14 protein-coding genes and 1 pseudogene are annotated in these 12,534 nt (G+C 60.2%); 6 read left to right on the forward strand and 9 right to left on the reverse strand.

Annotated elements, in window-relative coordinates; genetic code table 11:
- On the forward strand, window positions 1-2,927 hold a 2,927-nt coding region (gene uvrA, locus EXR36_03270), incomplete at its 5' end, for an excinuclease ABC subunit A (GenBank protein ID MSQ58675.1).
- Window positions 2,928-3,324: 397 nt separating this feature from the next.
- Here the strand turns inward: uvrA and EXR36_03275 are convergent.
- From EXR36_03275 to EXR36_03300, 6 genes and pseudogenes are all read right to left on the reverse strand, one after another.
- Window positions 3,325-3,607, reverse strand: a pseudogene (locus EXR36_03275) (transcriptional regulator).
- A 151-nt stretch (window positions 3,608-3,758) separates the two neighbouring features.
- Window positions 3,759-4,169, reverse strand: a complete 411-nt coding sequence (locus EXR36_03280; GenBank protein ID MSQ58676.1) for a thioesterase — start codon at window positions 4,167-4,169, stop codon at window positions 3,759-3,761.
- The gene (locus EXR36_03285; GenBank protein ID MSQ58677.1) at window positions 4,162-4,602 is read right to left on the reverse strand and encodes a bacteriohemerythrin; all 441 of its coding nucleotides are present in this window, start codon (window positions 4,600-4,602) and stop codon (window positions 4,162-4,164) included. Before EXR36_03285 ends, EXR36_03280 begins: the two co-directional genes overlap by 8 nt.
- Window position 4,603: 1 nt before the next feature.
- Window positions 4,604-4,891, reverse strand: coding sequence for a DUF1330 domain-containing protein (locus EXR36_03290; GenBank protein MSQ58678.1), 288 nt, complete (start codon window positions 4,889-4,891; stop codon window positions 4,604-4,606).
- Between the two features lie 13 nt (window positions 4,892-4,904).
- Window positions 4,905-5,291 (reverse strand): hypothetical protein, encoded by a 387-nt coding sequence (locus EXR36_03295; protein MSQ58679.1) that lies wholly within the window; start codon window positions 5,289-5,291, stop codon window positions 4,905-4,907.
- An 18-nt stretch (window positions 5,292-5,309) separates the two neighbouring features.
- The gene (locus tag EXR36_03300; protein ID MSQ58680.1) at window positions 5,310-6,116 is read right to left on the reverse strand and encodes a hypothetical protein; all 807 of its coding nucleotides are present in this window, start codon (window positions 6,114-6,116) and stop codon (window positions 5,310-5,312) included.
- Between the two features lie 17 nt (window positions 6,117-6,133).
- Between EXR36_03300 and EXR36_03305 the strand changes: the two genes are divergently transcribed.
- Entirely contained in the window at window positions 6,134-7,060 is a 927-nt protein-coding gene (locus tag EXR36_03305) for a sugar kinase (protein MSQ58681.1), read from the forward strand.
- A 158-nt stretch (window positions 7,061-7,218) separates the two neighbouring features.
- On the opposite strand, the gene EXR36_03310 is transcribed toward EXR36_03305, so the two are convergent.
- Window positions 7,219-7,554, reverse strand: coding sequence for a hypothetical protein (locus EXR36_03310; protein MSQ58682.1), 336 nt, complete (start codon window positions 7,552-7,554; stop codon window positions 7,219-7,221).
- A 335-nt stretch (window positions 7,555-7,889) separates the two neighbouring features.
- Window positions 7,890-8,540 (reverse strand): hypothetical protein, encoded by a 651-nt coding sequence (locus EXR36_03315; GenBank protein ID MSQ58683.1) that lies wholly within the window; start codon window positions 8,538-8,540, stop codon window positions 7,890-7,892.
- Window positions 8,541-8,665: 125 nt separating this feature from the next.
- Here EXR36_03315 and EXR36_03320 point away from each other — a divergent pair, with 125 nt between their 5' ends.
- The 4 genes from EXR36_03320 (at window position 8,666) to EXR36_03335 (ending at window position 11,403) form a co-directional block, all read left to right on the forward strand.
- Window positions 8,666-9,685 (forward strand): glycerophosphodiester phosphodiesterase, encoded by a 1,020-nt coding sequence (locus tag EXR36_03320; GenBank protein MSQ58684.1) that lies wholly within the window; start codon window positions 8,666-8,668, stop codon window positions 9,683-9,685.
- Between the two features lie 210 nt (window positions 9,686-9,895).
- On the forward strand, window positions 9,896-10,126 hold the full coding sequence (locus EXR36_03325; GenBank protein MSQ58685.1) for a hypothetical protein: 231 nt from the start codon (window positions 9,896-9,898) through the stop codon (window positions 10,124-10,126).
- Between the two features lie 687 nt (window positions 10,127-10,813).
- Window positions 10,814-11,020 carry a cold-shock protein gene (locus tag EXR36_03330; protein MSQ58686.1) on the forward strand — a complete coding sequence of 69 codons (207 nt, stop codon included), beginning with the start codon at window positions 10,814-10,816 and terminating at the stop codon, window positions 11,018-11,020.
- Window positions 11,021-11,136: 116 nt separating this feature from the next.
- Window positions 11,137-11,403 (forward strand): translation initiation factor IF-1, encoded by a 267-nt coding sequence (locus EXR36_03335; GenBank protein ID MSQ58687.1) that lies wholly within the window; start codon window positions 11,137-11,139, stop codon window positions 11,401-11,403.
- A gap of 19 nt (window positions 11,404-11,422) precedes the next feature.
- On the opposite strand, the gene EXR36_03340 is transcribed toward EXR36_03335, so the two are convergent.
- On the reverse strand, window positions 11,423-12,499 hold the full coding sequence (locus tag EXR36_03340; protein ID MSQ58688.1) for a carotenoid 1,2-hydratase: 1,077 nt from the start codon (window positions 12,497-12,499) through the stop codon (window positions 11,423-11,425).
- Between the last annotated feature and the right edge of the window lie 35 nt (window positions 12,500-12,534).

Below are 12,534 nucleotides of genomic sequence, written 5' to 3' on the forward strand. Positions count from 1 at the left end.
GGCTCATCGACCTCGGCCCCGAAGGGGGCGACGCCGGCGGCGAGATCGTGTGCGTGGGAACTCCAACGGAAGTAGCGCTGCACCCCACCTCCCACACCGGCAAGGCCCTGCGCGACTATGCGCGCGCGGCGGACCGCCACGTGGGGGAGGCGGGAGGAGGGAGGTGGCAGGTGGAAAGCAACTACGCCATTGCTCCTCCCTCCTCCCCCCTCCCTCCTCCCTCTATTCAGGTTCGCGGCGCGCGCGAGCACAACCTGAAGAACATCTCCGTCGATATCCCGCGCGAGCGCTTCACCGTGATCACCGGCGTATCCGGCAGCGGCAAAAGCACGCTTGCCTTCGACCTTCTGTTCGCCGAAGGGCAACGCCGTTACTTGGAATCCCTGAACGCCTACGCGCGCCAGTTCGTGCAACCTGCGTCGCGTCCCGACGTGGACGCCATATTCGGTATTCCGCCCACGGTGGCCATCGAACAGCGCACCAGCCGCGGCGGGCGCAAGAGCACCGTGGCCACGCTCACGGAGATCTATCACTTTCTGCGCTTGCTCTACGTCAAGTTGGGCATGCAGTATTGCCCTACCTGCGACGTGGCCATCGAGCCGCAGAGCTTCGAGGCCATCGCGGCGCGCATCCAGCGCGACTACCGCGGGCAGCACATCGGTTTGCTGGCGCCTTTGGTGGTGGCACGCAAGGGGTTCTACACAGACTTGGCCCGCTGGGCGAAGGGGAAAGGCTTCACGCATCTGCGCGTGGATGGCGCCTTCCTGCCCACTTCTCCTTGGCCGCGTTTGGACCGCTTCAAGGAACACTCCATCGAGCTTCCGGTGCTCGGCCTCGTGGTCTCTCCGGGAAACGAATCCGCTTTACGCGACGGACTGGCTCGCGCGTTGGAACACGGCAAAGGCATGGTGCATGTCATCGCGCCGTTGGATGGCCTGATGCAAGGTGGCGCGCAAGCGATCGAGACGGTGTTCTCCACCAAGCGCGCATGCCCCAGTTGCGGCACCAGCTTCGCGGAACTCGACCCGCGGCTCTTCTCCTTCAACTCCAAACACGGTTGGTGCGAAGCGTGTTACGGCACGGGCCTGAGTCTCGAAGATGTGCAGTGGGACGAAGAGCGCAGCCGCAAGGGCACCGAGGACCATGTGCTGGACTCCTGGCTCACTTGGCTGGAAGTCGATGAGGCGTGCTCCGCCTGCGATGGAAAACGCCTCAATCCCACCGCGCTGGCCGTGCGCATGCATGGCCAATCCATCGCGGAATTGTCGGCCAAGCCCGTGGCGGAGCTGGCGGCGTTTTTCAGCGGCGTGCGCTTCGAAGGCCGCGACGCCGAAATCGCGCGCGACATACTCGCCGAACTGAACTCTCGTTTGGGATTTCTGGGCGAAGTGGGATTGTCCTATCTCTCCCTCGACCGCTCGGCTCCAACTCTCTCGGGCGGCGAAGCGCAGCGTATTCGCTTAGCCGCCCAACTGGGCTCCAATCTGCGTGGCGTGTGCTATATCCTGGACGAACCCACCATCGGCCTGCACCCGCGGGACAACAGCATCCTGCTCGATACCTTCGCCAAGTTGCAAGCCAAGGGCAACACCTTGGTGGTGGTGGAACACGACGAAGACACCATTCGCCGCGCCGATCACGTCATCGATTTGGGGCCGGGCGCTGGCCGCCAAGGCGGCGCCATAGTCGGCCAGGGCAGCGCCGCGCAACTCACCGCCAATCCGAACTCCCTCACGGGGCGCTTCCTGGCGAACCCTCTGCGGCATCCCTTGCATGGCTACCGCGCCACCGATCAACACACGTCCTCCTTGCACATCGCGGGCGCGCGCTTGCACAACCTCAAGCAAGTGGATGCGCGCATTCCCTTGGGACGGCTGGTGTGTATCACTGGCGTGTCGGGCAGCGGCAAGAGCACGCTGGCGCGCGACATCCTGTTCACCAACCTTCAGCATCTGCTAAGCGAGGAGGTTCGCAAGGCCAAGACCAGTGCGGCATTGTTGGGTTGCGAGCGCATCGAAGGCTGGGAGCAAATCTCCCGCGTGCTCGAAGTCGATCAAACCCCCATCGGCAAGACCCCGCGCTCGTGTCCCGCCACCTACGTCGGTTTCTGGGACACCATCCGCAAACTCTTCGCCGGCACCACCGATGCACGCATGCGTGGTTTCGCCGCCGGGCGTTTCTCCTTCAACACCGCGGGCGGGCGTTGCGAGGAGTGCGAAGGCCAGGGCATGAAAACCATCGAGATGAGCTTCCTGCCTGATGTGAAAGTGGGCTGCGATGCCTGCCACGGCATGCGCTTCTCCCCCGAAACGCTGGCTGTGCGCTTCAAGGAAAGAAGCATCGGCGAGGTCTTGCTCATGAACGTGGACGAAGCTGTGAATTTCTTCGATGCCCACGGTAGTATTCATCACGCCCTTCGTCTGATGCAAGACGTCGGATTGGGATACCTCACCCTGGGCCAACAAAGCCCCACGCTCTCAGGCGGCGAAGCCCAGCGCATAAAACTCGTGACCGAACTTTCCAAGACGCGGGAACGCCTTTCCACTCCTCCCTCCTCCCTCCACGCGCCTCACGCCTCACGCCTCACGCCTCTCGCAAAATCCACACTCTACGTCCTAGACGAACCCACCGTGGGCCTGCACATGGCGGACGTGGAAAAATTGATTCTCGTTCTGCACCGCTTGGTGGACGCCGGCAACACCGTCGTGGTGATCGAGCACAACCTGGACGTAATGGCCGATGCCGATTGGATCATAGATCTCGGACCCGAGGGCGGCGATGGTGGCGGCCGCATCGTGGCGCAAGGCGCTCCACAGGCCATCAGGGCAGCCGCCGCGCAATCGCACACGGCGCGGGTGTTGGATGAGTTCTTGGAGCATCGCACGGGCGTCCCGGCGCCCTCATCCGAAGCCCGGACCATAATCTGACGCGGGCTCCTTCACCTGCTTGCGGGAGAAGGCTGGGATGGGGCGTTGTTTTGGTTTGTTCCTCGCTATTAATCTGTCACGTTCCTCTACTGCGTAAGGCAAAGTACACGAAGTCACACCGAAGATTTTGGTACGTAACCTTTCGTCCTCCTTCCGAGGGATAGTAGAGGCGATAACTCACCACGAAGCCGGGTTTGTGTCCTCGTATTTCCTCGTACGTTCTCATGAGTCGCGCTGTTGTGACGCCGAACTCCGAGCATGAGGGGCGCATGGAAACAGCCGAAGGCTGCCGTAAGGCGTCTCCTCGATGCGACAGTTCGGCTGATGGCAAGAATGCCACAGCATGCACCCCGACACCCCATGGCTTTTCTGACCTGAACGCATGCGCCTAGCCTCGCTACGCCGCAACCTCTAGTAACACCTCTGGATGCTTGTCGGCAATGCGCAGGATGGTTTGCGCTGCCCCTGATGGTTCTCTTCGACACACCCAACACCGCAGCAAATTGCGCTTGCGAAAGACCACTCTTCATGCGGACACGCACAACCTCAGAGGTGGGTTTGACTACCGTTCTTCTCCCCCCGCCGGCCTTTATCTCCTTCACACCATCAAGAACCTCTTGCCAAACATCACGCTCAGCTTCCAGCTTCGCCAATTCTCTCTTGGAAAGTTTCTTAGCCATTTCGGAATGCCTCCAACAACTGCCTACGGCGAAAAAAACGACGTGGGGCCTTCTTCCAGAGGTAGAAGGGCTTTTTGCTTCCTTCTCCCGGCGGGAGATGGAACGAGGGTGAAGGAAGAATCTGTCCTGAATTACGAAAAGATCAATAGCGTTACGCCGCGCTCCCGGCCTTCTTCGCTAGCTTCGCCAGGAAGCGCGCCCTGTCGATCACCGCGCGTTGGTGAATGCCTTCGCCGATGCGCTCTTGTTCATCCTCGGCCCAGACTTTGAAGGTCAGCATGCGGCCATCGATTTCGGTGAGTTCGGAATGGAAACGCACTTTCATGCCGGGCGGCGTGGCGGCCAGATGCTTGATGTCCACGCTCGTGCCGACGGTGGAGTGTCCCTCGGGTAGCAAGGCCTGCACGGAATCGGATGCGGTGCCTTCCATGAACCCGATCATGGTGGGAGTGGAAAGCACGTCAACTAGGCCGCTCCCGAAATTGGAAGCCAAATGCTCGCGGGCCACCTTCAGTTCCTGGGTGCCCCGAATGCCAAGCTTCAGAGAATAATCCTCACCCATGCGCGTTATGCTGTGTGGTGACACATTCACCGCCGCCGCAACCGTCCACGCCTTGCGCTCGCATGGCCTGCGCCAGCATGGCATCCATGGTCGCCGCATGGTTTTGAAACCAGACTCCCAGCTCGCGGGCAAGCACGCGGCCGACTTCGAATTTCCCCTCCTCCACGTACCGCCGGGCTTCGCGCATCACTTCCAATACGCCTTCGTGTTCCACGCCGTGGCAGCCCAGCAGTGGAAAACTCATGGATTCCATCCGCCTTGTTTCTTGCGAAAAATGCGCTTCCGTGTGGGTCATCAGCTCGGTCAAGCGCGCGAGCACTTCGGAATCCGGGGCGGTCTCCACCCACGCGATATGCTTGACGAATTCTTCGTGGGTCTGGTCCATCTCCGGGACGCCCAGGTGCGGGACCATCCCTCCTTCGGCGGGAATCATCTCAAATGCCTTCCATGAAAATGAGGTTGCGAGTTGCGTGCTTGAGCGCCACTTCCATTGCCTTGGCGTACTCGGGCGAGTCGTACCACTCGCGGGCTTTCGCCATGTTCTCGAACTCGCACACCACCACGCGCTTGGGGTTCCAGCTTCCTTCCACCACTTCCACTTTTCCGCCCCGAACCAGAAATTTTCCGTTGTACTTCTGTAGGGAGGGACCCACCAGCTTGCGGTACTCCTCATAGCCTTGCGGATTGTGCACGTTGACTTCCGCGAATAGATAAGCTGCCATCCTGACCTCCTTGTTATCTTTCAATATCGCCCTGGGCGGTGATGCTACGCGAGACCGTGGGAAAGCTATCGCTCGGATCGCTGAAGGCGAAACTCTTCTCGCCTGCCTCGTCCTCGTCGAAGATCAGCCCGCAGGTCCAGCGCGTGGCGCGCTTCGGATCCTGTCCCTTGGTGGCGTTGAAGGTGACGATGGCTTCGCCTCGCGCCACGCCGCCGGCCACCGCCACGCGATACTGCCCCGATCCGATGGGCGTCCCGCCTTGCCACACGCTGCACGCCACGCGCATGAAGCGGATTTCGGGAGGAAGGTTGGTGGCATCGAAGGGCACGGTAAAGGAAAAGTCCTCCGCGCTAGCATTCGCGCCGAGCAACGCAAACAATAGGGGCAAAGCCATTCTCATGTCACACAACTCTTCCTGTTATTTTCCGACCACCACTAGTTTCTCGACCTTGACCGTGAGATGGGTGCCGCGCACTTCCTCGCGCAACCGGCCTCGCCCGGCAATCTCAAGGGGCTCCACGATGATATCCAACCACGGTGACTGTGGCACCGCGGCCGCGCGCTCTTGAAGCACGCCTTTGCCTAATATCGACAAGTGCGTCACGCGCATCGAGAAGCTTGGCGAAGCCTCCTTCGCGACCGGTGGTTGCGCGTCGGCTGCCTGGGTGACGAGCGGCGGAATGGAGTCGCTTGGGCGCGTGGCGGGCTTGCTTGCCTCGCCCCCGGGCCGCGTAATTTTTTTCGCATCCTTACTGGCCTTTGCCGCCAACGCCTGTTCCCGCTCCCGTTGCGCGCGCGCGGTCTTGATTTGCGCGCGCACATTACAAAGCGCCAAATCGTAGGAAGGCATGGGCTTAGCCCAGCGGCCAAAGCGAACCAAGGGCCCTACCAGTTCGGCCAGCGCCTGGCACGCCACGACATTGGCCGGTTCATCCTTGGCGGCCGACACGCAGCGCTTGTTGGAGCACTTCCACAGAATCTTCCCAGTCCTCACCATACCTTGCTTGCGCGCGTTTTCGTTGGTCTCGGCCACGAGCAGCGATGCCTCCTTATCCGCAACCGTGCCCTGGGCCCGCGCAACAAGGCTGGCGGCCGCCAGCATGCATGCCAGAAAAAGTAGCCTCAACGCCATGCCGTAAAGGTAGCACAAGTTCGGGACCTGCAAGCGGGCTGTGCGCTTGCGCGCCGGGCGCCGCGAGGCGAGAATTCGGCGACTCCTTTTCATGGCATTCCATTGCTCTCATGACCTGCGCGCCAGAAATCGTTTGCCTGGGCGAACCGCTCTTCGAGTTCAGCCAACTCCCCGGCGAGGACCGCCGCTACCTGCAAGGATTTGGCGGAGACACCATGAATGCCGCCATCGCGGCCGCGCGCCAAGGGGCGCGCGTGGGCTACACCACCCGCCTCGGAGATGACGAATTCGGAAGGCAGTTTTTAGCGCTTTGGAAGGATGAAGGGGTGGACGCCAGCGCGGTGACGCAAGATCCGGATGCTCACACGGGCGTGTACTTCATCACCCACGATGCCGGGGGCCACCGGTTTAGCTATCTGCGCGCGGGGTCCGCGGCCAGCCGCATGAGGCCAGAGCACCTGCCCTTGAATCTGATCGAAAAGGCAAAGATCCTGCATACTTCTGGCATCACTCAGGCTATCAGCGCAAGCGCTTGTGACAGCGCCTTCGCCGCCATTGCTCATGCGCGCGCCTGTGGCGTGGGAGTGTCCTTTGACTCGAATCTACGGTTACGTCTATGGCCAATACAACGAGCAAAGTCCATCATTTGCTCGACCATCCCGCTCTCTGATTATTTCCTGCCCAGCCTGGAAGACGCGCAAGCGCTGTCCGGATTGAACGACCCAGATGCCATTCTGGACTGGTGTCATGCCTTGGGTGCGAGGCACGTGGCGCTGAAACTGGGTGCCCAGGGTGTGTTCGCCAGCGATGGCACACGGCGGCAACGCATTGCTGGCCACGAAGTGCGCAGTGTGGATGCCACGGGCGCCGGGGACTGTTTCTCCGGTTCGCTTCTCGCCCGCCTCGTTGCCGGCGATGATTATTGGAAAGCGGTCCGCTACGCTAACGCTGCCGCCGCGCTGGCCACCACGGGATACGGCGCCGTGGCGCCTTTACCCCGTCCAGACCAAGTCATCGCATTGCTGGCGGACGCCTAGAAATTCCACGCCACGTGTGCTCCGATCGCATGGTCCGGACTGCCCTCCGCGATCCCCTTCAGCACGTAGCCTTGCAGCTTCATGTTGGGATTAACGCGAAAAGTCACGGAAGCGGTGAGGTCGAATTGCTCCTTGCTGAAGGCGGAAGCCGCCTCGCGCTAATTCAAGGACAATCCGCCGGTGAACCGTTCGTCGAATTTGTACGTACCCCCCACAAAGCCGAAGAATACGTTGTCTAGCGGGATGGCCTCCGAATCTCCCAGTATCGCGTGGCCGAGGCCCGCGAACAACGTGAGTTGCGGGGTATAACTCTTGTACGCTTCAGCCTGGAAGCTCACATCGGTCTCGCCCGTGCCAAGTCCTTTATCCTCGTCCGCCGTGCCGAATTTGATCTTGCCGGTGATATCCAAGTTAATGCCCTGCGTGCCGTGCAAAGGCAAGGTATAGGTCACGGCACCGGCGACGTCCGCCATGCCTGACTCAGTCGTGCGCACGGCAGTGCTTGGCGTTCCTGGATTTCCTTTCCTCCTTCCTTTCACCGCGCCCACTTGGCCTACATTGGGGATCACATCGCCGGGACCTTCTATCCGCAGATAAGGGAGCGTACCTTGAAAGGTCCAGGGACCGGTTTCGTACTTGGCGGTGAAGGGAATGTAGAGGATATTGGTATCGGAAACCTATCCGTAGTCGCCTCTGCTGTACTCCATGCCAACACCCACTTGCGTGGATTGGCCCGCGCAATAAAGCGGAGCCAGCGAAAGGCCTGCCAACAGCGGCAGGATGATTTGTTTTTGCGTCATTAGAGGTCTCCTATGAATGGGCGAATGAATTAGTGGCGGCGCTCGGAACGATCGGGGCGCTGGGGGCGCTCTGGACACTCCACTCTCGCGGCTCTTTCCGCCTTCTCTACTCGCGTCGTTTTATCAGCGCTGGCGGTCTTGTCGCGCCGGGGAGACTTGGCCCCTTCCGAACTCGACCGGGGCCCCGCGGAGTCGCTGCGCTTCAACTCGCCAACCTTGAGTCCCAGCGAGTCCGCGATGACGCCCCAACCCTTGCCTTGCGCCCGCAGGCTCAGAACGCCCGCAAGCGTTTGAGTTCCCGAAGCAGTGGTAATGCTCCCACCCACGAGCGCCGCTTCCAATTGCGAAGGAGTGGGACCGGCGATTCCCGATTTGGCGAGCGAGATCCTCGCCATGGCCAGCGCAAGATCCACATTACCGTTACCCATGGTCTTGGTGGGAGGCGTGAAAGTCACGGTTTGCGCACCCGAGATCAATTTCACCTCACGGCCGGTGCGCAACCCTTCCACCAACGATTGCGCGTTTTCCTTGGAACCTGCGAGAGCGGTGTATTCGCTCACCATTCGCTCCACCGGTACACTGTCGTCCGCGAGCAGCGCGCCCTGGTGAACCATGAGCAATGCCGTGAAGGCCATCGCACCCAGCACCATGAATATGTAGTTTCCGGTCAATCGAAACATCGGCATTCTCCTTTACGAAGCTGTGTATCGGCATACGTGGCATTCTAGGGGCGAGGAACAATGCTTCTTGCGTTTCGGAACCGGTTCCTGGCAAAGTGTCGCCGAAAACAACACAGCGTTCTCCCATGACCTCTCCCATCGTCATAGCCCATCGCGGCGCCAGCGGTTATCTGCCAGAGCATACGCTGGCCGCCTATTTCGTCGCCATCGAACAGGGGGCCGACTATATCGAACCCGACTTGGTCATGACCAAGGATGGCGTGTTGGTCGCGCGCCACGAGAATGAAATTTCCGGCACCACCGATGTCGCGCAACATCCGCGCTTCGCCAGCCGCAAGACCACGAAAACGATCGACGGAGAAAAATTGAACGGCTGGTTCACCGAGGATTTCACCCTCTCCGAACTCAAGCAACTGCGCGCGATGGAGCGCATCCCGCAACTGCGGCCCGGCAATACGCGTTTCGACCGCATGTTCGAGATCCCCGCATGGGAAGAAATTCTATCGCTCGCGCACGACCTCAAAGTTCGCGGAAGCCTTGGCGGTAAGGTGGGTGTCTATCCGGAAACCAAGCACCCTTCCTACTTTCAGAGCGTCGGTTTGCCCATGGAAGCCAAGCTGGTGGAGACGCTCCATCGCTTTGGCTACGCAGGCCGCGAGGGCCGGGCCTTCATTCAATCCTTTGAAACCGCGAATTTGAAAGCTCTGCGCAAACTCACCGAGCTGCCTCTCGTGCAACTCATCGACGACCAGGGCAAACCTTGGGATTGCGTGCTGCGCGGCGAGGACACTACCTACGCGCAAATGACCAAACCCGGAGGTCTTCGGCAAATCGCCACCTACGCGAACGCCATCGGCGCCAACAAAAATCTGGTGATCCCCCGCGCGCCGAACCGCCAACTCGGCGAAGCCACCCCCCTAGCCGCCAATGCCCATGCCGCGGGGCTCAAGGTCCACGCATGGACTTTCCGCGCGGAGAACCATTTCCTGCCAGACAATCTGCGCAGCGGTGGCGAGGCATCCCAGCAAGGCCGCTTGCAAGACGAAATTGCAGCCTTTCTCGCCACCGGTTTGGATGGTGTGTTCAGCGATCATCCGGACTTCGCGCTGCGCGCTCGGAGGGCAGCGCATGGAAGGCAAGATTAGTTGGGCGGTGCGTTACTGGACTGCCGGAAATCGACCCACACCTACCTGTGCCGATTTCCTGGTCGACTGTCGCGTAATGCCTATACTGTGCGAACATCTTTCGCGAGGAGATATACGATGTCGTCACAATCAAGAGCCACAAGAGAGAATCAGAAGAAGCTGTCCGACGAGCGTCTGCAAGCGCGTCAAACCGTCCTCGAGAAACGAGGAATGGCCCCCAACGAGTTCAAGAAAGACAAGGTTTATGAGCACTTGAAGGCCAAACATCAGGCTGTCGCCAAAGCCATTGCCGCCATCGACGCTAGCCTCACACGCAAAGAGCACCCCGAGGCAAAGGACGCGAAGAAGGCGGCACCAGCGCCTGCCCCCACGGAGAAGAAGCAGAAGAAGGAGAAACCCGAAAAGGCCGCAAAGGCCGCTCCCGCTCACTCCGGCGAGTAGTCAGCCCGCGACTGGCTCGTCTTTCCGGCAGCATCCATCGCACGCCTTGCTTGGTCGGAAACGGTCAGTCACCCGGCCCATCAACGTTCCGGCGCTCGGACTCCGCGGCGATGACCTTCGCGCCGAGCTCATGACGGAGCAGACGCAGTACTTCTCCGGTGAATATCGCTTTGACCTCGTTCCTGGCGCGGGGCATTTCTTCCAGATCGAGAAGCCGAGCACGTGACACGACTCATTCTTGGCTGCTTCGATTCCGTTATCAGCGGCCGTTCGATGCGCTTTTCGGGCTGGTTGGCGTCCCAAAATTGGGGCGGTCTGCTTTGGAGATCGCTCGCCGCGTTTGCGGCATCGAGCTATGGCCGCTGCAGCTTCAGACCGGTCATTTCCAGCGCGAATTTCGGAGGTCGTGAGAGTCTGGAGTTGGCCGATAGACAGGCCCTATCCGCATATGGCCGCCTCCCATTGCCTGTGGAGGTTGCCCCGAAGGCAAAGGGAGATGTGACCTAAAGCAAGATAATATAGCCCGCGCCCTTGCAACACAAATCAATGCCACAATATACCTTCATCGATCTCGCTTTGGGACCGTCCTGGCGGATCACCCTTTCGGTGCCGCTCCGGTCTCTCCCATCGTCTAGCTAGATGCTCAGCGCAATCCTGCGCGAGTCAATGCACGATTTGGAGAGCACCATGCCTACAGGTAAAGTCAAGTTTTTCAACAGCGCCAAGGGATTCGGCTTCATTCAACAAGATGACGGTTCCAAGGATGTGTTCGTACATATCTCAGCCGTGGAGCGCTCGGGGCTCGATACCCTCAAGGAGAATGACGCGCTGTCCTTCGACCTTGAAAAAGGCGACAACGGCAAAATCGCGGCGGTCAATCTGAAGAAGGGCTGATATGCCATCACCGGAAATGCCGGTTTCCGGTTTCTAATACAGCATCACATCATCCGCCCGCGCACACCCGTATTTAGGCGCGCGGAGCGGCTGTAGTTATCATAAGGGTCGCAACCGTGGCAAAAGAGGAAGTCATCGAGATGGAAGGCCTCGTGAACGAGGTGTTGCCCAACACGCAATTCCGGGTAACGCTGAGTAACGGGGTGGGCATCATTGCCTACGCTTCAGGGAAGATCAGGAAGCACCGCATTCGTATCCTGGCGGGCGATAAGGTGACCTTGGAAATGTCGCCTTATGACCTGACCAAGGGCCGTATCAATTTCAGGCACAAGGAAGAGGCGGCCGCACCCCGCACGCCCATGAACCGCTCCTGGAAACGCTAACACCCGCTTGCGTTCGCGGCTACAAGCGAACGCGTCCGTGATAGCCCGTCAGCTCCAGATACCCAAGGCCAATTTCTAGTCCGTTGCGTTTCGCACGCACGGCACCTTCCCAGTACACCGTCCCCGTGCTGGCGCGCGCATCGAGTTCTTGATCATCCATGAGCGGTTCGAGATCCAACTCGAACTCACCCGCCCTTACGCGCATGGCAACCGGATAGTGCGCGCCGGTGCGTGGCGAACGCCAGCGGCGCGTGGGAGTGAATGCGACCCCATCCCTAGGTAGGATCTTGGTACGCCCCGCCGCATCGCGATGGCTCCCTCCCGCCCAATAGGTGTTGCCCGCCTTATCTCGTAGCCGGAAAAACATGAGGGCGCTGCCGTCGTGTAGATTCACTCCAGCCCAATCCCAGCCAACCGCTTCTTCCGCCAGCATTTCGCTGGACCACTCATGGTCCAGCCATGCAGTACCCGTCACTTGCAGCCGGCGGCCTTCCAACACTACCGTTCCGCTGGCATCCATGTGCGGCAAGCTGTAGTAGTAACTGGCTTGACTGGGATGCGGGCCTTTGCGGCTGAATCCCCCGTCTCCTTGCAACAGCACCGGCTGGCGTGGCTCGAAAACCAGCGCAAGACCGAAGCTACGCGCGGCGATGGCCGCCGCGTAGCGGGAGCCGTTACGCTTCAGCGACCATCCGTCCAGCGCCACATTCGTATCGCCTTCTTTCGCGAAAGCGAGCCCAAGAACTTCGCGTGCCGCTCGTTGATCGTGGAAAAGTCTTCCATGCTTGGCCTGCGCGATCGCCGCATGCGCGAAGATGAGTTGCTTGGGAGCGAACAGGCTGGGATTGTTCTCCTGAACGCGAGGCCGGTGCCGAAAGAAAGTGACCTGCACGCCCAGTTCCTCGCCGGTCTGGGTGCGCAGCCATCCGGTGATGTACCACCATTCGGTGCGAAAGGCAGGGTGCGCGCCGTGATCCTGGGGAAAACCAAGTGGCTGCCGTGCGATGACCTGATCATAGCTACCCGCCGGAGCGACGATCGATGCTAGTAAAAACAGAACGCCGAAATGACTAATCGCACAGTGGTTACATTGCATGCGATTTATGGCGCTACGGCTATGGTCTAGGATCA

The sequence above is a fragment of the Betaproteobacteria bacterium genome, from assembly GCA_009693245.1.
GTDB lineage: Bacteria > Pseudomonadota > Gammaproteobacteria > Burkholderiales > SHXO01 > SHXO01.

Bases quoted from the DNA above. Each gene is read 5' to 3' on its own strand.
- EXR36_03280 (MSQ58676.1), bottom strand. From the start codon at position 4,169: ATGGGTGAGGATTATTCTCTGAAGCTTGGCATTCGGGGCACCCAGGAA.
- EXR36_03285 (MSQ58677.1), bottom strand. From the start codon at position 4,602: ATGATTCCCGCCGAAGGAGGGATGGTCCCGCACCTGGGCGTCCCGGAG.
- EXR36_03290 (MSQ58678.1), bottom strand. From the start codon at position 4,891: ATGGCAGCTTATCTATTCGCGGAAGTCAACGTGCACAATCCGCAAGGC.
- EXR36_03295 (MSQ58679.1), bottom strand. From the start codon at position 5,291: ATGAGAATGGCTTTGCCCCTATTGTTTGCGTTGCTCGGCGCGAATGCT.
- EXR36_03300 (MSQ58680.1), bottom strand. From the start codon at position 6,116: ATGAAAAGGAGTCGCCGAATTCTCGCCTCGCGGCGCCCGGCGCGCAAG.
- EXR36_03305 (MSQ58681.1), top strand. From the start codon at position 6,134: ATGACCTGCGCGCCAGAAATCGTTTGCCTGGGCGAACCGCTCTTCGAG.
- EXR36_03315 (MSQ58683.1), bottom strand. From the start codon at position 8,540: ATGTTTCGATTGACCGGAAACTACATATTCATGGTGCTGGGTGCGATG.
- EXR36_03320 (MSQ58684.1), top strand. From the start codon at position 8,666: ATGACCTCTCCCATCGTCATAGCCCATCGCGGCGCCAGCGGTTATCTG.
- EXR36_03325 (MSQ58685.1), top strand. From the start codon at position 9,896: ATGGCCCCCAACGAGTTCAAGAAAGACAAGGTTTATGAGCACTTGAAG.
- EXR36_03330 (MSQ58686.1), top strand. From the start codon at position 10,814: ATGCCTACAGGTAAAGTCAAGTTTTTCAACAGCGCCAAGGGATTCGGC.
- EXR36_03340 (MSQ58688.1), bottom strand. From the start codon at position 12,499: ATGCAATGTAACCACTGTGCGATTAGTCATTTCGGCGTTCTGTTTTTA.